This is a genomic window from Flagellimonas taeanensis (assembly GCF_003584105.1).
Classification (GTDB): Bacteria; Bacteroidota; Bacteroidia; order Flavobacteriales; family Flavobacteriaceae; genus Flagellimonas; species Flagellimonas taeanensis.
Genome location: NZ_QXFO01000022.1, coordinates 7,501 through 25,773, shown reverse-complemented (window position 1 = coordinate 25,773; position 18,273 = coordinate 7,501). Strand labels below are relative to the sequence as shown.

Here is an 18,273-nt window from a genome sequence, read left to right as displayed (position 1 = left end):
TCAACTACTTTCACAATTTCCGTAAGGACTTGCTCATTAGTTCTACCCTTTTTTCTTTTAAGCACTGTTAAAATTTCAAATGCTTCATTTAAGACGTTTAAGTCTTCCTCCGAAAGAGAACACTGGCTCTTTCTAATAGTCTCAATACTTTGTATTAAGCTATCAATGTTTCGATTTTGTTTTAATCTAGACATAATAAAAAAATATTTAGTTACAGGTCAACACTATTGTTGGCCCTGCTCCTTCGCCTAAATCTTGCCTGTTACTAAATGTGTAAACAATGTTCTCTTACACTCACTTAAAATTCCCTGCTCCTCATAAAATGAAAAGCAATGATAACTGCATGAAATCTCTCCTAATGTATCGTTGATATATAGGGCGAGGTCTGTGTGCCGTTAAAATACCCAATTGGGTTGCCTTTTCAGGCTATCAAGTGAACTCCATTTAGCAATTCGACTTCGAAACATCTTTTCAAAGAACTATTTATTAATGCAAATATATATAAAATATAGCAGATAGTTAATAAAAAACGTAATTATTTTTATTTTGAGCGTTAAAATATAGTTAATATGCTGAATATCAGGTGTATTAAGGTAGTTTTTTTAGCTTGCTGGTAACTTGTTTATATAAATAAAAATACATCTATATACCCCCAAAATGACATAAAATCGATGTATTTGATCATCTCTTATTAGATAAGATCGTTATTTGGTCGAGACCAAAAGCTCCCGTACATCCACATCCAAAGCATTGGCAATCTGAAACAATGTTTCAACCCTTGGCTGCATATCATTCCGGCACCATTTTGAAATTGTAGTTCGGTTCATATTCAATTCATCCGCCAACCAATTATTGGTTTTTCCTTTTTCGGCCAAAACTGCTTTAATACGATTGAATACTTCTTTTTCCATATGGGAAGGTGTTTCATCTCAAAAATAGCCACTTGAACCCACATGAAATTCGCTTAATTTTATGCTTTATTATATTCATTGAAATATTATAAATATCTTTATGCTGCTTTTAAAGATTCATTTTAGCATTTTAAAGTATTTTTTGAATATAAACGTTCACTATGAGTAAAACCTTCACCAAATCCGACCTGGAACAAATCATCGGCCTACAACAAGAGAGCCTACAAGCTATACAAAAGGCATTGGCCCGATTACGGCACCAAAACGAGCGCTTGGAGCACAGTAACCAAAAATTAAGAAAAAAGGTAGCTAAATATGAGTAGAAAAAGTGGGATATACTGGATTCGAACCAGTGACCTCTGCCCTGTCAAGGCAGCGCTCTAAACCAACTGAGCTAATATCCCATTAAAAAGCGGTGCAATATCGGAAAAAAGTTACCAATCTCCATACTCTGCCGAATTCTTTTGTGTTTCGTGCAGAATAATTTGCAACAACTGGTCCTTTTTCAGCTTGGGCTTCAAAATATCATAGATGACCTTCACAAAATGTTCCGTGGTGGGCAACAGGTCTTGGAACTCCGGGCAATCCTCGTTGAGGTTTTTATGGTCGAACCGCTCCTCCACCTCATCTTTTATCAAACTCCCCAATACCGCAAGATCCATCACAAAACCTGTATCTGGATCTACCTCCCCCTTGATCCGCACTTCAAGATCAAAGTTATGGCCATGATAGCTCGGGCTATTGCACTTACCAAAAACTTCGATGTTCTTTTCCTTGCTCCATTTGGGATTATGGAGCCTATGCGCTGCATTAAAATGGGCCTTTCTACAAATTGTGGCAATCATATTGCAAAGCAACTAAAAAAGTTGGGAACTGTCATGGTCCTTAGCCTAAGAAATTCATCTACCCCCAATCATCTTGTTCATCCAAAAGCATCTATAAAAAAAGCCCCCGAATCTTTCGGAGGCCTTATCTTTATTGATGTGGGCGCTGAGGGGTTCGAACCCCCGACCCCCTCGGTGTAAACGAGGTGCTCTGAACCAGCTGAGCTAAGCGCCCATTCATTTTCCTGAATTGGAGTGCAAATATAAAATAGTTTTTGAATCCCCGAAAGAAAAAAATTAAAAAAGCAATCAATCTATTTTTCGTTTTGCAAACCAAAGATCTTCGAGACTCAAATTAAGGGTGATGGAGTGATAGTTTTCCTTGATCAGAATATTGTTTATCTGCCCTTTGCTTCCATATGCATATGACAAATTAATGAGAGAATTCGAGGTATATCCTGTGGGCAGTCCAATCCCCATGGTAATGTTGTATCCATCGATCTTATTGTTGTTGATGGCCAGATACCCATTGTCATAATTAAACCCTGCGCGGTACCTTATGCGCTCCCAATATTTATACCCCCTGGATTTATTGACATACTCCAACCCAATGGCATAGATATCTTGGTCAGCATACGTTCCTATACTCTCGGATTGATCGGTGGCGTCCCAAAAATTCTTTTTGTAGTCTGCGTTCAAGGTAAAGGATTTAAGAATCTTTGCACTGATGCCAAACCCCAGCTCCATTGGAAGCTTAAAGTCCGAGACATCATCCTCTTCTTCGTCCTCAACGATGATCTCCTCCCCGTCCAAGGTCTTACTTACCGAACGTGTGAGGTTTCCAGTCAAGGTAACAGGTAACTGAACGGTGCCCCCCACCGAAATCTTGTCCGTAATGTCATATTGCATGCCCATCCCAAGACGCAGGGCGCTATAGTTAGTGGTTTCATTGAGTTCAAAATAGCTATTGCTTATCACAAAATTCTCTTTCTCCTCAATATTGCCAAAAAGCACCGAGGCCCTGACTCCCAAACGCAATTGGTCCGTTATCCCATAACCAAGGTTAATACCAAAGTCATTTAGCCCACCAATCCCTGAAACATTGCTCTCAAAGGTCTCATCGGACCCTTCTATGTTGGACACCAAGCCCAAAAGCGTATATCCCACGCACTATATGGGATGAGCGATATACCTGCCCCCAGCCTGTTGGCTATCCTGAAAGCAAAGGCTATATTGGAGAAGTTGAACGTTGTCTTGGACTCATCATCACCCCTATTGCTATAGTTATTGTATTCCCCGACCACCCCAATATCATAAAAGAAAGAATTTTGGGGCACCAAAGCATAATTGGCCGGGTTAAGATTGTTTATCCCCGTATCCATTCTATGGGCTATACCCGAATATCCCAAGCCGTTGGATTGCCCAATACTGGTCTGGTTAATAGTCCCCAGCCCATAAAGGGAGTAAGGGGAACTCGTCAATCCTTCAGACTGTGATCGGGCACCCATATGAATCAGGAGGATGGAGGCCATGATCACGTATCTATTCATCATCTTCGTCATAAATTGCATAAGTAAGTTCTAGAACAACACTGTATTCCGAATGGTCCATGCCTTGCAAAACAAATCGGTCCACAGTTGAAATATAATTATCCGGCAACAGAATGAGGGCTTCATCGGTTTCACGATCTTCCAACAATATTTTTTCGATATAGCTGCCCAAGGGAATTTCATAGTAGATATCGTTGAATTCCTCATTGTTCCGGTTAAGGATGCCCATGACCGAAGTGGCGCCATCCAAGTACAATAGTTGTCCCGTGAGGTCATTGTTTTGGTCCACCAAGTAGACAGAAAGGGTGTCCCTAAGCATAAGGTTATCGTCAAAAGTACCCATGGCGGGCCTCAACTTCAGCACAGCGTCCAAAATGGTCCCCTGGCCCCGGATATCATAGACGGTTTTTATGTATGGAAACTTTATCCTGGTGGCCATTCCCACACCTGACTGTATAAAACTTAAGTTGTAGGAGTCTGAGCTGCTCAGGTTGACCTCTTTGTCGGTCAGTCCCTGCAATGGCGCAATGGGGTTTTCCGCAATGACCTGATTGAAAAAGGGAACTGGTGATGAGGATTGGTCCAAATTGATGTCTATAAAACTCTGCACCTGTTCGTTCTCCTCGGAAGTACTGAAGTATAGCCGCATGAAACTTGCCCCGGTCTCTTTTGAAAATCCAATGACGGAGCCATTGTCGTCCTCCCCCGGTAAAAGGGCCAGTCCTTTGAAATAATCCTTGAACTGATTCGTGTTGGTAATCAATTTCTCCTGGAACTTCTCAAAGAAATCCAAGCCCAGTTCATCGGAAATCTTGATTTCCAAGGTATCTGCATCCAGTGGTCTGGGAGCATACGTGATGGAACCCAGGTCTTCTTCAAAATAATCGGCCTTCGCGGTGTTATAAAAATAGCTCCCTTCGTCCGGTTTCAAGGTCTTGGACAACTGCTTTATGTGAATGGTGTTGGTGCGAAGGGTGTCATTGTAATAGTATTTGTCCAACTTCAGGTAGAGGGCAATGCTATCATATTCCGCCTCGCTGTCAATGGTAAAATTACCCGGAACCATCCCCATATAACTTGACGTCCTCACAGTTCCAAATATGGAATCGGTATACTTCCCTACCAGGATCCTGGTTGATTCACTACTGACAATACTATCAAACTTCATGGTCGAAGTTTCCACGGTAAGGGTATCCAGTAACACTACCCGCATATTGCTACCGGTGAAAGCTTCGCCGGCCAAAAAATCTGATGTGTTGATGTTCTCCGAGCTACACGATGCAAACATCAAAACCAATGGACACAAGAGTCCTAAATATTTTCCCATAAACTTTGTTTGCTCCCAAAAGTATATGATGGCCCAAAGTCTAAAAATGCGAATGGACCAATCCAGTTTCTTTAAAGACGAAAACATGGAATCTACCTACAAACCCAAATTGCACGTTCGTAGATGATTTGCCCTTGTTCATATACTAAAACCCATGCTTCATATATTCCCTTATAGGAGCTTAGTACCGAAAATTACCTTTGAAAAAAATTTAAACGTTAGGCATGAAAAAAGCAGCACATTATCACAGACCCATTCTTTTCACCATACTATCACTCCTTTTACTGACAGGATGTTCCAATGATTCGGATGATGAGGAACTGGGCAACTGGGTGAACAGGTCTGTTTTTGACGGGAGCCCCCGTAGCAGTGTTTCAGGTTTTGTGATAAACAACATTGGATACATGGGCACAGGATATGATGGGGATGATTATCTGAATTCATTCTGGTCTTATAATATGGATGGGGATTATTGGTCACAAAAAGCCGATTTTCCCGGTGTGGCCAGAAATGCGGCAGTTGGGTTTGAAGTGGATGGCAAAGGCTACATAGGTTCCGGTTATGATGGAGTGAACGAACTTGATGATTTTTATTCCTACGACCCGACGAGCAATAGCTGGACCCTGATCGCCTCCTTGCCCGATACAAAAAGGAGAAGCGCCATTGCCTTTGGGGGAAATGGTTTTGGTTATTTCGGAACAGGGTATGATGGCGAGAACGATAGGAAGGATTTCTGGAAGTATGACCCTTCATCCAACACTTGGACCGAACTGGAAGGGTTTGGGGGCAACAAAAGAAGATCGGCCACAACTTTTACGATAAATGGAACCGTGTATTTAGGAACCGGGACCTCCAATGGCACTTATCTGGATGACTTTTGGGCATTCGACATCTCCAGTGAAACCTGGACCAGAAAGTTGGACCTGGACGAAGAGGATGATTATGCCATTACCCGAAGCAATGCGGTGGGATTTGAATTAAATGGGTACGGTTATGTGGCATGTGGCGAAATAAACGGTACATCCAGTACTGTATGGGAGTACGACCCCTCATCCGACACTTGGGAACAAAAAACCAGTTTTGAAGGTTCCACCAGACAGGATGCCATCGCATTTTCAAACTCCAGCAGGGTATTTGTGGGCCTTGGCCGAACAGGATCACTTTATTTGGACGACTTGGATGAATTTTTCCCGTTTGTTGAATACGATGACGAAGATTGATCCTTCATAAAAACGACAGGAACAAGAAACACCTTCCATTTTAGCCACTGCTTTAAAAAGCCGTTATGGGAAAAGCCATAAAAATCACCACGGTTTGTCTTTTGACAGGACTCGCCTTATCGGTCTTCTTCTTGCTCAAATACAAAAAAAGGGAACAGACACCGCCTCTATATTCTAAGGTCATCAAGCTTGAAGAAGGCTATGGCTACCAGATTTTTATGAATGACAAATTATTGGTCCAGCAAGAATTCATCCCTGCCATAAAGGGCAAAACCCCCTTCCAATCCGAAAAAGATGCAGAAAAAGTGGCAAAAAGTGTCATACGGAAAATACAAGGGAAAATTTCACCTGAGATTACTTTACAGGAACTCAACCAACTGGATATTGTACTTTTGGGACAATAACTTCCGTATGACCCTAAACCGCAAGAACATACAGGTATTTGTCATCCATTTATTGCTATGGAGCTTTTTCTATGGCCTCTTCCTTTTTCCCTTTTTTTTCCAACTACGCCAAATACCTCCTGACCTGCCCTTGAGGCTTGTCATTGTAATTGTGTTTTTTTATATCAATTACTTTTTACTGGTACCAATGATCTTGCTAAAGAAGAAAACGGTATCCTATATATTAATCTGCCTGATATTGATTGTAGCCACAGGGCTTATCTCTAATCTAGGTTTTGATCCTGGGCCTAGGACATCTCCCAATGTCCGAATGGATAGGTTTGTGCCGCCAGAAAATCGACACACCGCACTTTTTTTTGTCAACATATTGAATCTCAGCGCTCCATTTTTTGTGAGTGCTTTTCTTCGGGTATATCTGGAATGGAAAAGGAATGAGGATATTAGAAAGAAGGTCGAAAACGAAAAGGTGACCTCTGAACTTCAATTCCTAAAAACTCAGTTGAACCCACATTTTCTGTTCAACTCCCTGAACGCCATTTATTCCTTGGCAGTAAAAAATTCCAACATAACATCCGAAGCCATCATCTCCCTATCCGAGTTGATGCGCTATATGCTCTATGAAGCCGATAAGGAAATGGTTCCCTTGGCAAAGGAGCTGGAATACATCAAAAATTATGTGCAATTGCAAAGACTCCGGTTATCGGACAGTGCAAATGTGAACTTACGGATCTCTGGTGATGACAGAGGTAAGCAGATTCCGCCATTGCTCTTCATTTCATTTATAGAAAATGCATTTAAGTACGGAACGGATTACGAAGGAAAGACCTATGTGGGGGTCAATTTTTTAATAGAAGAGAAGTCCATATCCTTTAGGGTAGAGAATAAAATAGGCTCCCACAAGAAAAACGACAAGAGCTCAGGAGTTGGCCTGGAGAACATAAAAAACCGGTTGAAACTCCTATTTCCAGATTCCCACAACCTTGTCATTACAGATAATGGGAAAAACTATATTGTAGATTTGAGCTTATACAGCTTATAGACGATGATCATTAAACCAAAGAAGATATGAAATGTATTATAATTGACGACGAGCCCCTTGCCATTGATGTTTTGATGGACTACTGCCAAAAGATGGATTTTATCCAACTGGAAGGGACCTTTACCAATCCTTTGGAAGCCATTTCAGTCATCAAGGAAAAAAAGATAGACCTTATTTTCTGCGACATTGAAATGCCGCAGATCAACGGTATTGATTTCATAACCTCTCTGGACAACATCCCAATGTTCATCTTTACCACCGCCTACTCCCAATACGCCGTGGAAGGCTTCAACCTGAATGCCGTCGATTATTTGGTAAAACCCATCCCCTACAACAGGTTCATCAAGGCCATATCCAGAGTAAAGGAAGTGATGGCATATAAGGACACACCGACAAAAGAGAATGTATTCCCATCCATCGGGGAAAACCAAAAATCAGCCCCAAATTATATTTTTATAAAAGCGGAATATGAAAGTGTAAAGGTCAATCTGGACGACATTGAGTATATCCAAGGCCTAAAGGATTATCTAAAAATCCATGTCGTGGGCACCAACAAGACCATTCTTACCCTGATGAGCTTCAAAGAGATCTTGGACAAACTCCCGGCCAATCAGTTTTTACGAGTGCACAAATCATTTGTGGTGAATATTAGCCGCATAAAAACGGTACAACGGAACAGGATTGTGATCAATGATGTACGGATACCGATTGGTGAGAGCCACAAAGCAAATTTTTTTTCCGCTCTTGGGCTTTGATCCATTAAACCACTTCAGCAACTACAAAAGTACTACCTCCCACATAGATCATGTCTTCCGCTTCCGCACTGGTAAGTGCCGCCTTATAGCCCTTCTTCACCGTCTTGTATGCTTGTCCTTCCAGCCCTTGTCCCAAGGCCAATGACGCCAACTCTTCCACATCCATGCCCCGAGAAATACTCGGTCTCACGAAGTAGTATTTGGCTTCTTTGGGAAACATCCCCAATACACCTTTTACATCTTTATCATTCACAAAACCCAAAACCATGTGCAGTTGCTTATACTGTTGCTTTTTGATTTGTTGCAATACCCATGTAAGTCCTTCCTTGTTATGGGCGGTATCGCAGACCACCAATGGGCTTTCCTTCAAAATTTGCCATCTTCCCATCAGTCCCGTATTGGCCACTACCCTCTTCAATCCATTGGAGATGTTATCCGCTGAAATGGCAAAACTTTCCAACTGTCGGACACAGGCCAGAACCCCTTTCATATTGCGCTCCTGATAATCTCCCAGCAAATCTGTAGTATAGGCAGGGAGGGACAGTTCATCCGCAAAGACAATTTTTGATTTCAATTGATGGGCGATCAAGCTAAAAATGGTCTCCGTCTCGGGTTGTCGTTCACTGATCACCACGGGTACATTCGGTTTGATGATGCCTGCTTTTTCGAGCGCTATCTTTTCCAGCGTATCCCCCAATATCTGAGTATGGTCCAACCCTATGTTGGTGATGAGGGACACTTCCGGAGTTATGATGTTGGTAGAATCCAATCGCCCTCCCAACCCTACTTCAATAACGGCAACATCTACTTCCTCCTTGGCAAAATAGCCAAAGGCCATTCCTACGGTCATCTCAAAAAAGGACAGTCTGTGGTATTCCAAAAAGGTTTTGTTCGCGTCAATAAATTCTTTTACGAACTTCTTATCCACGGGTTTTCCATTGATCTTGATGCGCTCCCTAAAATCCTTGAGATGTGGCGAAGTGTACAGTCCTACCTTGTAGCCTGCTTCTTGGAGTATCGATGCCAGCATATGGCTACTGGATCCTTTTCCGTTGGTCCCGGCCACATGGATGGTCTTGAACTTTGTGTGGGGATTGCCCAAAACATCGGAAAAAAGGATAATGTTGTCCAACTTGGCGTTCAGGGCCGCGGCACCTTTTTGCTGGTACATGGGCAACTGGCCGAACATCCAGTCCAGGGTTTCCTTATAGGTCACTACTGCCCCAGTTTAAAATTGACCACCACAAACCCAATCTGCTCGTTCGGTGCCTTGGAATCGGCGTTCCATTTATGGAGCATAGCGGTTTTTCGAGCGGGCTCCAACAAGCACGGTGCGTTGTTGGTGGTGCCTTTGACGCCGGGCGTCGCCTCGATCACCTGTCCGTTTCTTCCCACTACTATTCTGACAACCACCCTGCCTTCTTCATTACACTCTTGCTGCACTTTGCCCTGACTGGCCAATGATCTTCCATTCAATCCATAACCTCCGGTACCACTTCCACTACCTGGGGCGCCATAATAACTGGTTGCATAGGGGTCGCCATCGGGCTGTCCCTTGTCTCCAGCTTTATTGTCGTCGCCTTCACTGCCCGTGGCGGTACCATCAGATTTTCCAATGCCTCCAATAAGGGCGTCTATGTTCTTTTTCTTGGCCTCCTGCTCTTGTCGTTTTTTCTCTTCGGCATCCCTTTTCTCCTTGGCAATCCGATCTGCTTCGGCCTTGGCCTTTTCCGCTGCCTCATCGGCCTTGCGTTTGGCTTCTTGCTGCTGCTTTATCTTGATGCTCTCCTCGTTTTCGCTGGTGAGGACCTTTTCCACGGGAGCCTCTTCCACGGTTTCCTCCTGTGGTTGCACCTCTTGCACCTGTTGCACGGGCTCACTGGGCACCTCATTGGGTTCGGAGCGCACCTTCTCCTTGGGCTGGACCGGGCCACTGCCAAATTCCATGGTCCCAAAATTCACCGCTATCCCATTTTCTATAGGTGGGTCAAGGTATGTAAGACCTATGTAAAAAAGCAAAAGCAAAAGCCCGCTCAACAGAAGTGTGGTAAGCGTGAAGGATTTTTTCTTGTGTCTCGTATCTAAAAATGACATTACTTTGGCCGCACAGCCAAGATGACCTTGTAATTGTTCCTATTGGCAATGTCCATGACGTTGACCGCTTCTTTAATGGCTACGCTTTCTTCTGCCCTTAGGATGATGGTAGGCTTGTCTTGACCTTCAAGTGCCTTTTTTAATTCAATTTCAATGTATTCTTTGTTGATCTGCTGATTGTTCACAAAATAGTTCAGGTCCTTGTTTATGGTCACCGAAACATTCTGTGTGTTGGTAGATTTCCCTTTCGCCTTTGGCAAGAGCAAATCCAGTGCATTGGGCGCATTGGACGTCAGCATAAAGAACACCAACAACAGGAACACAATGTCCGTCATGGATGCCATGCTGAATTCCGGGCTTATCTTGTTCCTTCCCTTCAGTTTCATAGCAGAATACTATATGGGTTCGTTCAATAGGTCCAAGAACTCCACCGCATTGGCTTCCATCTGGTGGACCACTTTATCCGTCCTGTTCACCAAGTGGTTATACCCAATGTAGGCGATGATTCCCACGACCAATCCGGCGACCGTTGTGGTCATTGCAGTGTAGATACCCGATGCCAACGACCCCATTTCGGCCTGTCCGCCGCTGCTTGCCATTTCGTGGAAGGCCAAGATCATCCCGATCACGGTTCCCAAGAACCCGATCATGGGCGCCGCTCCTGCCACGGTGGCCAGCACGCTCACGTTTTTCTCCAATTTGTAAACCTCAAGCGTACCTGCATTCTCTATAGCGGTGTTGATGTCGTCCAAAGGTTTTCCTATCCTGGACACGCCTTTTTCTGTGAGTCTCGCCACAGGAGAATCGGTTTGGGCACAAAGCAATTTGGCCGCTTCCAACTTTCCGTTCATGACATGGTCACGAATCTGGTTCATGAAGTTTTTGTCGATCTTGGACGCCGCCTTCAAGGCAAAAATCCGTTCAAAATAAATGTACATAGCTACGAACAGAAGCACAAAAAGCACAATAATGATCAAAATACTTCCTGTACCCCCATTAACGATAAGGTCTATTACGGAAAGGGTCTTCTCTTCTGAAATAGAGGCCATTGCCTCGGCTCCCTCCGTTGCTTCCTGAAAAATAATCATATAAAATCCCCAATTTAAGTTGCAATTATAACGGAGATTTTTGGACTAAAGTATGATTTAGAACAAATATCGCATCACCATGAAGCATATTGCTCCTCCTATAAAGCCCAAAAAGGCCAACCAAGATATCTTTTTGAGATACCAAAAGAAGTCTATTTTCTCCATTCCCATGGCCACAACACCTGCCGCGGAACCGATAATGAGCATACTGCCCCCTGTACCTGCAGAATAGGCGATGAAGTGCCACAACTGATCATCCAAAGGTTCCGAAAACATCCCCAAACTCGCAGCCACCAATGGCACGTTGTCAATAACCGCAGAACCGACTCCCAATAGAAGTACCACCAAGTCAGAAACGTGGGTACTTGCCATTTCGGTACCCATCAACGGCATTCCCTGTTTCAAGCTCTCTGCAAAATTGAACAGAAGCCCCAAGGACTCCAAAGCGGCCACCGCCATCAAAATACCCAAGAAAAAGAGGATACTGGGCAGTTCTATCTTGGTAAGTGCACTGTGTACGGGACTATGGTGCGATGCCGCATCACTGTCATGATCAACGGATGAAATCGCAATTTTTCGGTTACTGTATATTTCAGCAAAAGTGGCCACAACGGCCAAGGACAACATCATGCCCACATAGGGTGGCAAGTGGGTAATGGTCTTGAAGATGGGCACAAACACAATGGCCCCCAAGCCCAAGTAGAGCATAATGGAACTGTACTTTGATTTTGACACTTCTTCATCCTCCACATCAATTTCACCTTTGAAAGCAGGAAGGAAGGACGCTATAAACGATGGAAGCAACATACAGACAAGCGATGGCACCAACAAGTGCTCTATCAACAAGGCCGTGGACACTTTGTTACCGATCCACAACATGGTGGTGGTAACATCCCCGATCGGGGACCAGGCTCCACCTGCATTGGCCGCAATGATGATCAGACCTGCATACCAGATCCTTACTTCCCTGTCCTTAACAATTTTCTGGAGAATGGAAATCAATACTATGGTCGCAGTAAGGTTGTCAATGATAGCGGAAAGAATGAAGGCCATAAAGGAAAATATCCAAAGGATCTTTTTCTTGCTCCTGGTCTTCACAAAGGATTTTATAGTGGAGAAACCGTCAAAATAGTCGATGATCTCAACAATGGTCATGGCTCCCAATAGGAAGACCAAAATCTCCGAGGTTTTACCCAAATGGTGCAGCAAGGTTTCTTCCAAAAGATGTGTCTTCTCCTCATGGTTAAAGGATGAAAAGTTTTCCAACAAGGCATGGTTCCCAGAATCGAACCAAGTGGTGAAACCGTCAAGTCCGAAAGCCATCATGGCCCATAGAATGGCCATCATGGCCAAGGCCGGGATAAGTTTATCTATCTTCAGATTGTGTTCAAGTGTAATTGCCAAATATCCAATTACAAAAATGACAACTAAGAGGGTCTCCATGTTAAGTTTGGTTTAATTAAGGAATCTTTTGTTGAGTAGTTATATAAGCGTTAAAGATATTCAAAATGAGTTTTTCCGCATAATCTTATTCCCTTAAAATATTGTGAAAGCAAAAAATATCTCCTTAAGGTTTTCAAAACAATTATATCATTCTCGTTTATATCGACATTTTTATGTGGGATTATCATTGGAACGCTATATTTGTACTCCGTTTTTAATTATTTTTCAGTATTATGGATTTCTCACTCTCCGAAGAACAGTTGATGATACAGCAGGCGGCAAAGGATTTTGCCCAAAGCGAACTTTTGCCCGGTGTCATAGAACGGGACGATTCTCAAACGTTCCCCGACGAACTGGTCCGAAAAATGGGCGAGCTCGGGTTTATGGGCATGATGGTCAATGAAAAATATGGCGGCAGCGGACTGGACACCCAAGCCTATGTACTGGCCATGGAAGAGCTGTCCAAAGTGGACGCCTCCGCCTCCGTAATGGTTTCCGTGAACAATTCTTTGGTATGCTGGGGCCTGGAAACCTATGGTTCGGAGGAACAAAAACAAAAATACCTGACCCGCTTGGCCTCTGGTGAAATCATTGGCGCATTCTGCCTATCCGAACCTGAGGCGGGAAGTGATGCCACCTCCCAAAAAACGACAGCTATCGATAAGGGAGACCATTATCTCCTGAACGGAACAAAAAACTGGATCACCAACGGAGGCAGGGCCGAAGTTTTCTTGGTAATAGCCCAAACCCATGTGGACAAGGGACACCATGGTATCAACGCCCTTATCGTTGAAAAAGGAACGCCCGGCTTTGAAATAGGTCCCAAGGAAAACAAACTGGGAATTAGGGGCAGTGACACCCATTCCCTACTCTTTAACGATGTGATAGTTCCCAAGGAAAACCGTATCGGCGCTGATGGCTTTGGGTTCAAGTTTGCCATGAAGACCCTGGCCGGCGGACGGATAGGGATAGCCGCACAGGCATTGGGCATTGCCGCCGGTGCCTACGAACTGGCACTACAGTATTCCAAACAACGAAAGGCTTTTGGCACCGAAATCTCCAACCATCAAGCCATAGCCTTCAAACTGGCCGACATGCACACCAAGATACAGGCCGCTCGCCTTCTGGTATATCAGGCAGCCTCCGACAAGGATAATGGCAACGACTACACCTTATCTGGCGCAATGGCCAAGCTCTATGCATCGGATGTGGCGATGGAAACTGCGGTCGAAGCTGTGCAGATCCATGGTGGCAATGGCTTCGTGAAAGATTATCACGTGGAGCGATTGATGCGCGATGCCAAGATCACCCAAATTTACGAAGGGACGTCTGAAATACAGAAGATAGTCATCTCCAGAAGTATAATTAAAGATTGACCCCCTTATAATTTAAGGGGTGGGTATCAGATGAAAGTTATTTTATCCGACACACCCCTTCGCTTTCACAAGTCTTCTGCGCAGAATATGCAACAAACCTGTATTTATCCTTCCTTTTTTAAGGGATAGAGGGTTAGAAAGAGACTATTTTGAGATAATGATAAATTAACATTCCCCATATTTTCATTTTAAGCATTTTTTAACCTTTATGTGAATACGTTGATTATTCTCCTGATAATCAATTAAAACCTTGTATTTTATTCATCAGAATTGATATTTTTGAGGAAATACGTTAATGATGAAATTGAAAAAGCAAGGTCTATATCTGCCAGAATTTGAGCATGACAACTGTGGTGCAGGATTCATTTGCAGCCTAAAAGGAAGAAAATCCAATGATATCATACACAAAGCCCTCGAGATCCTTGATAAACTGGAGCACAGGGGAGCAGTGAGTTCCGATGGAAAGACAGGGGATGGAGCTGGGATCCTGATCGATGTTCCGCACGACTTTTTCAATGAGGTCTGCCGGTTCTCCCTACCAGAGGCCGGGGAATATGCCGTGGGCAACGTATTTCTTCCACAAAAGGAAAATCAAAGGGATTTTTGCATAAAGGTCCTTGAGGAAAATATGAAAGCACAAGGGTTGCAATTGCTGGGCTGGCGCGATGTCCCCGTAAACCGTTCCGTGCCCGGAAGGATAGCCGCAGAGACCGAGCCCTATCTAAAGCAGGTATTTATAGGAAAGGGAGAGGCACTGGACGATTTCCAGTTCAACCTTAAGCTTTTCATCGCCCGGAAAATCACCGAGCACACCATCATAGAAAGCAAGCTTTCCCAAAGCCAGTTTTTCTATTTGCCCAGCCTTTCCACCAAGATCATCATTTTCAAGGGACTTTTGGTCCCCAAGGACATCAGCAGATATTACGAAGACCTGTTGGACCCCCGAGTGGTCACCCGTTTGGCCCTGGTCCACCAAAGGTTCTCCACCAACACCTTTCCTACCTGGGACCTTGCACAGCCTTTCCGCTATATGTGTCACAATGGGGAAATCAATACATTGAGGGGCAATGTGTCCCGTATGCGTTCCCGCGAAGAATTGATGAAAAGTGATTGGTTCGGGGACGATATCAAAAAAATACTGCCCATAGTCCTTCCCGGAAAATCAGATTCCGCCAGCATGGACATGGTGGTGGAACTCCTGTTGATGACAGGCCGCTCCCTTCCCGAAGTAATGATGATGTTGGTACCGGAAGCGTGGGAAAAAAATTCCGAAATGTCCGAATCCAAAAAAGCATTCTACGAATACAACTCCTGCTTGATGGAGCCCTGGGACGGACCCGCATCCATTCCCTTTACCGATGGAAATTATATTGGCGCGGTATTGGACAGGAACGGTTTGCGCCCGTCCCGATATTCAGTGACAAAAAAAGGATATGTGATCATGTCCTCCGAGACCGGGGTCGTGGAGCTGGAGCCAGAGGACATTGAATTCCACGGCAGACTGGAGCCTGGTAAAATGTTTTTGGTGAACATGGAAGAGGGACGCATTGTCAACGATGAGGAAATCAAGGAATCCATTGCCAAAAAACATCCCTATCAAAAATGGCTAAAAGACAATCTGGTCCATCTTAGGGACATACCTTATAATGATTGCCCGGTATTTTTCGGGGAATTTCCGCTAAAAACAAGACGGGCCGCTTTCGGCTATACCCAAGAGGACATCAATACCATCATCATGCCGATGGCACAACACGGTAAGGAACCCATTGGGTCCATGGGATCGGACACACCTATTGCCGTACTTTCCGAAAGGCCCCAATTGATCTATAATTATTTCAAACAGCTCTTCGCCCAAGTGACCAACCCTCCTTTGGACGGTATCCGCGAAGAATTGATCACCGATATCAGCCTTACGCTGGGAAGTGACCAAAACATCTTCAACATATCCGAACTGCACTGTAGAAAATTGAAGATCCAAAACCCAGTGATCTCCAAAGAGGATCTCGACAAGATTAAAAACTACGATGCCAGTCCGGATTATAAAGTGGTGTCCATTTCCATGCTCTACGAAATTGCCAAAGGGCACAACGGCCTAGAGGAAGCTTTACAATCCTTGCTGCAACAGGCCCTGGACGCCATTGACCAAGGAGCCAACATCATCATCCTATCGGACAGGATGGTAAGCTCTGAAATGGCAGCGATACCTGCACTTCTGGCCTGTTCCTATGTGAACAGTGGACTTAGCAAATTGGGCAGGCGTTCCAAATTGAGTATCATCATTGAATCGGCAGAACCACGGGAAGTGCACCATTTCGCATTGTTGTTCGGTTTCGGGGCAAGTGCCATCAACCCGTATCTGGTGAACGAGATCATAGGCGAACAACTGACCGAAAACAACATTACCGACTACACTTTCGACGAAGCCATCAAAAATTACAACAAAGCAGTTGGCAAGGGCATCTTGAAAGTGATGAACAAAATTGGGATTTCCACCTTGAACTCCTATCGAGGATCCCAACTTTTCGAATGCATAGGCATAAACACCAAAGTAGTGGACAAATATTTCCCCAATACCCCAACACGGATCCAGGGAATAGGTCTATATGAAATTGAGAAAGAGGTGGCCAAACGCCACAAAAAAGCATTCACAACACAGGAATTAGCAGCCAATCTGGACATTGAGGTTGGTGGAGAGTACCGATGGAGAAGGAATGGCGAGAAACACATGTTCAATCCATTGACGATTGCCAAACTTCAGAAATCGGTACGCAATAACGAGCCGGAAACCTATAAAGAGTATTCCGAACTGGTCAATGAGCAATCCAAAAACCTTATGACCATCCGTGGACTGTTCGATTTTTCGAACTATGACCCTATTCCCATCGAGGAAGTGGAACCTTGGACCGAAATTGTAAAACGGTTCAAGACCGGGGCCATGTCCTACGGAAGTATCAGTAAGGAAGCACATGAAAACCTGGCGATTGCCATGAACCGGATCGGAGGAAAAAGCAATTCGGGTGAAGGAGGAGAAGATCCGGCTCGTTTTTATAGAAGTCAAACTGGCGACTGGAAGAACAGCGCCATAAAGCAGGTAGCATCTGGTCGTTTTGGGGTCACCTCAAATTACCTGGCCAATGCCCAAGAGATACAGATCAAGATGGCACAAGGGGCAAAACCGGGCGAAGGTGGGCAGTTGCCAGGCCCAAAAGTGGACCCCGCGATTGCCAAGACCAGGAACTCGACCCCCTATGTTGGGCTCATTTCCCCACCACCACACCACGACATTTATTCCATTGAGGACCTTTCCCAATTGATCTACGATCTAAAATCGGCCAACAGGGAAGCTAGGATCAATGTGAAACTGGTATCGGAAGTAGGTGTGGGCACTGTGGCCGCTGGGGTCTCCAAGGCAAAGGCCGACGTAATCCTTATCTCTGGATTTGATGGCGGTACCGGGGCATCCCCGTTGACATCGTTGAAACATGCGGGACTACCTTGGGAACTTGGGGTTGCCGAAGCCCAGCAGACATTGGTACTGAACGACCTCAGAAATAGGGTGGTACTGGAATGCGATGGACAATTGAAAACAGGAAGGGACGTGGCGATTGCCTGTCTCTTGGGCGCGGAGGAATTTGGTTTTGCAACCGCACCTTTGGTGGCCTCTGGCTGTATCATGATGCGCGTTTGCCACTTGAATACCTGCCCAGTGGGTATTGCTACCCAGAATCCGGAATTGCGCAAAAAGTTCCAAGGAAAACCGGAGCATGTGGTCAACTACATGTACTTTGTCGCCCAAGAACTTCGGGAAATCATGGCCAAGCTAGGCTTCAGGACCGTGAATGAAATGGTGGGACAGGTACAGAAATTGGACAGAAAAAAGGCCATAGAGCATTACAAGGCCGCTGGAATAGACCTTACTCCCATATTGTACCAAGTTGATGTGCCCGAAGGGACCAAGCTCTACAATACCGAGAAACAGGTGCACGATATCAGTAAATCCATTGAATTTGAAATCATCGCAAAGGCACACCCTGCCCTTTTCAGAAAAGAAAAGACCAGCCTCGACTTTCCGATCTACAATACGGACAGGGCCGTCGGTGCCATTATCAGTAATGAAATATCCAAAATATACGGTGCGGACGGTCTTCCCGACAATACCCTCAAATTGAATTTCACAGGGTCTGCCGGACAAAGTTTTGGCGCTTTTGCTACCAAAGGACTCACCATGATAGTCAACGGAAA

The 18,273-nt window shown here is 44.5% G+C and carries 17 protein-coding genes and 2 tRNA genes (1 of these 19 only partly in view); 7 read left to right on the top strand and 12 right to left on the bottom strand.

Going from position 1 to position 18,273, the window contains the following annotated elements; translation table 11 throughout:
* Nucleotides 1–704: 704 nt before the first annotated feature.
* Nucleotides 705–911 carry a helix-turn-helix transcriptional regulator gene (locus D2V93_RS10325; protein WP_119619440.1) on the bottom strand — a complete coding sequence of 69 codons (207 nt, stop codon included), beginning with the start codon at nt 909–911 and terminating at the stop codon, nt 705–707.
* Between the two features lie 161 nt (nt 912–1,072).
* Here D2V93_RS10325 and D2V93_RS18660 point away from each other — a divergent pair, with 161 nt between their 5' ends.
* The gene (locus D2V93_RS18660) at nt 1,073–1,234 is read left to right on the top strand and encodes a hypothetical protein (RefSeq protein ID WP_182849983.1); all 162 of its coding nucleotides are present in this window, start codon (nt 1,073–1,075) and stop codon (nt 1,232–1,234) included.
* A 6-nt stretch (nt 1,235–1,240) separates the two neighbouring features.
* On the opposite strand, the gene D2V93_RS10320 is transcribed toward D2V93_RS18660, so the two are convergent.
* The 6 genes from D2V93_RS10320 to D2V93_RS10300 all read right to left on the bottom strand — a co-directional run bounded on the left by D2V93_RS10320 (nt 1,241) and on the right by D2V93_RS10300 (nt 4,612).
* Nucleotides 1,241–1,315: transfer RNA gene (locus tag D2V93_RS10320), tRNA-Val, on the bottom strand.
* Between the two features lie 30 nt (nt 1,316–1,345).
* Complete coding sequence (locus tag D2V93_RS10315; RefSeq protein WP_119619439.1) at nt 1,346–1,756, bottom strand: 6-pyruvoyl trahydropterin synthase family protein; 411 nt, start codon at nt 1,754–1,756, stop codon at nt 1,346–1,348.
* A gap of 139 nt (nt 1,757–1,895) precedes the next feature.
* Nucleotides 1,896–1,970: transfer RNA gene (locus tag D2V93_RS10310), tRNA-Val, on the bottom strand.
* Between the two features lie 74 nt (nt 1,971–2,044).
* Nucleotides 2,045–2,902 (bottom strand): BamG family beta-barrel-assembly machinery protein, encoded by an 858-nt coding sequence (locus D2V93_RS10305; RefSeq protein WP_245978190.1) that lies wholly within the window; start codon nt 2,900–2,902, stop codon nt 2,045–2,047.
* Nucleotides 2,866–3,288 (bottom strand): hypothetical protein, encoded by a 423-nt coding sequence (locus D2V93_RS18845; RefSeq protein ID WP_245978189.1) that lies wholly within the window; start codon nt 3,286–3,288, stop codon nt 2,866–2,868. The genes D2V93_RS10305 and D2V93_RS18845 overlap by 37 nt, the downstream gene beginning before the upstream one ends.
* Nucleotides 3,278–4,612, bottom strand: a complete 1,335-nt coding sequence (locus D2V93_RS10300) for a DUF4270 family protein (protein WP_072881539.1) — start codon at nt 4,610–4,612, stop codon at nt 3,278–3,280. The genes D2V93_RS18845 and D2V93_RS10300 overlap by 11 nt, the downstream gene beginning before the upstream one ends.
* Nucleotides 4,613–4,836: 224 nt before the next feature.
* Here D2V93_RS10300 and D2V93_RS10295 point away from each other — a divergent pair, with 224 nt between their 5' ends.
* The 4 genes from D2V93_RS10295 to D2V93_RS10280 all read left to right on the top strand — a co-directional run bounded on the left by D2V93_RS10295 (nt 4,837) and on the right by D2V93_RS10280 (nt 8,030).
* Nucleotides 4,837–5,832, top strand: a complete 996-nt coding sequence (locus tag D2V93_RS10295) for a Kelch repeat-containing protein (RefSeq protein WP_119619438.1) — start codon at nt 4,837–4,839, stop codon at nt 5,830–5,832.
* Between the two features lie 65 nt (nt 5,833–5,897).
* A complete protein-coding gene (locus D2V93_RS10290; protein ID WP_072881102.1) occupies nt 5,898–6,236 on the top strand; it encodes a DUF4907 domain-containing protein in 339 nt (112 codons plus the stop codon).
* A 238-nt stretch (nt 6,237–6,474) separates the two neighbouring features.
* Entirely contained in the window at nt 6,475–7,275 is an 801-nt protein-coding gene (locus tag D2V93_RS10285; protein WP_245978187.1) for a sensor histidine kinase, read from the top strand.
* Between the two features lie 26 nt (nt 7,276–7,301).
* Entirely contained in the window at nt 7,302–8,030 is a 729-nt protein-coding gene (locus D2V93_RS10280) for a LytR/AlgR family response regulator transcription factor (RefSeq protein ID WP_119619436.1), read from the top strand.
* A 4-nt stretch (nt 8,031–8,034) separates the two neighbouring features.
* Here the strand turns inward: D2V93_RS10280 and D2V93_RS10275 are convergent, their stop codons facing one another.
* From D2V93_RS10275 to nhaD, 5 genes are read right to left on the bottom strand one after another with little or no spacing between them, the layout of a single operon-like run.
* A complete protein-coding gene (locus D2V93_RS10275) occupies nt 8,035–9,246 on the bottom strand; it encodes a bifunctional folylpolyglutamate synthase/dihydrofolate synthase (protein ID WP_119619435.1) in 1,212 nt (403 codons plus the stop codon).
* Entirely contained in the window at nt 9,246–10,124 is an 879-nt protein-coding gene (locus D2V93_RS10270; RefSeq protein WP_072881094.1) for an energy transducer TonB, read from the bottom strand. Before D2V93_RS10270 ends, D2V93_RS10275 begins: the two co-directional genes overlap by 1 nt.
* Complete coding sequence (locus D2V93_RS10265; protein WP_072881092.1) at nt 10,124–10,510, bottom strand: ExbD/TolR family protein; 387 nt, start codon at nt 10,508–10,510, stop codon at nt 10,124–10,126. The genes D2V93_RS10270 and D2V93_RS10265 overlap by 1 nt, the downstream gene beginning before the upstream one ends.
* A gap of 9 nt (nt 10,511–10,519) precedes the next feature.
* Nucleotides 10,520–11,212 (bottom strand): MotA/TolQ/ExbB proton channel family protein, encoded by a 693-nt coding sequence (locus D2V93_RS10260; RefSeq protein WP_119619434.1) that lies wholly within the window; start codon nt 11,210–11,212, stop codon nt 10,520–10,522.
* Nucleotides 11,213–11,269: 57 nt separating this feature from the next.
* On the bottom strand, nt 11,270–12,655 hold the full coding sequence (gene nhaD / locus D2V93_RS10255) for a sodium:proton antiporter NhaD (RefSeq protein ID WP_072881088.1): 1,386 nt from the start codon (nt 12,653–12,655) through the stop codon (nt 11,270–11,272).
* 233 nt (nt 12,656–12,888) lie between these two features.
* Between nhaD and D2V93_RS10250 the strand changes: the two genes are divergently transcribed.
* A complete protein-coding gene (locus tag D2V93_RS10250; RefSeq protein WP_119619433.1) occupies nt 12,889–14,031 on the top strand; it encodes an acyl-CoA dehydrogenase in 1,143 nt (380 codons plus the stop codon).
* 298 nt (nt 14,032–14,329) lie between these two features.
* Nucleotides 14,330–18,273, top strand: partial view of a glutamate synthase large subunit gene (gene gltB / locus D2V93_RS10245; protein WP_119619432.1) — the 5' portion only. 562 nt of this gene lie beyond the right edge of the window; the window shows 3,944 of its 4,506 coding nt (coding positions 1–3,944); it begins with the start codon at nt 14,330–14,332; its stop codon lies off the right edge, out of view.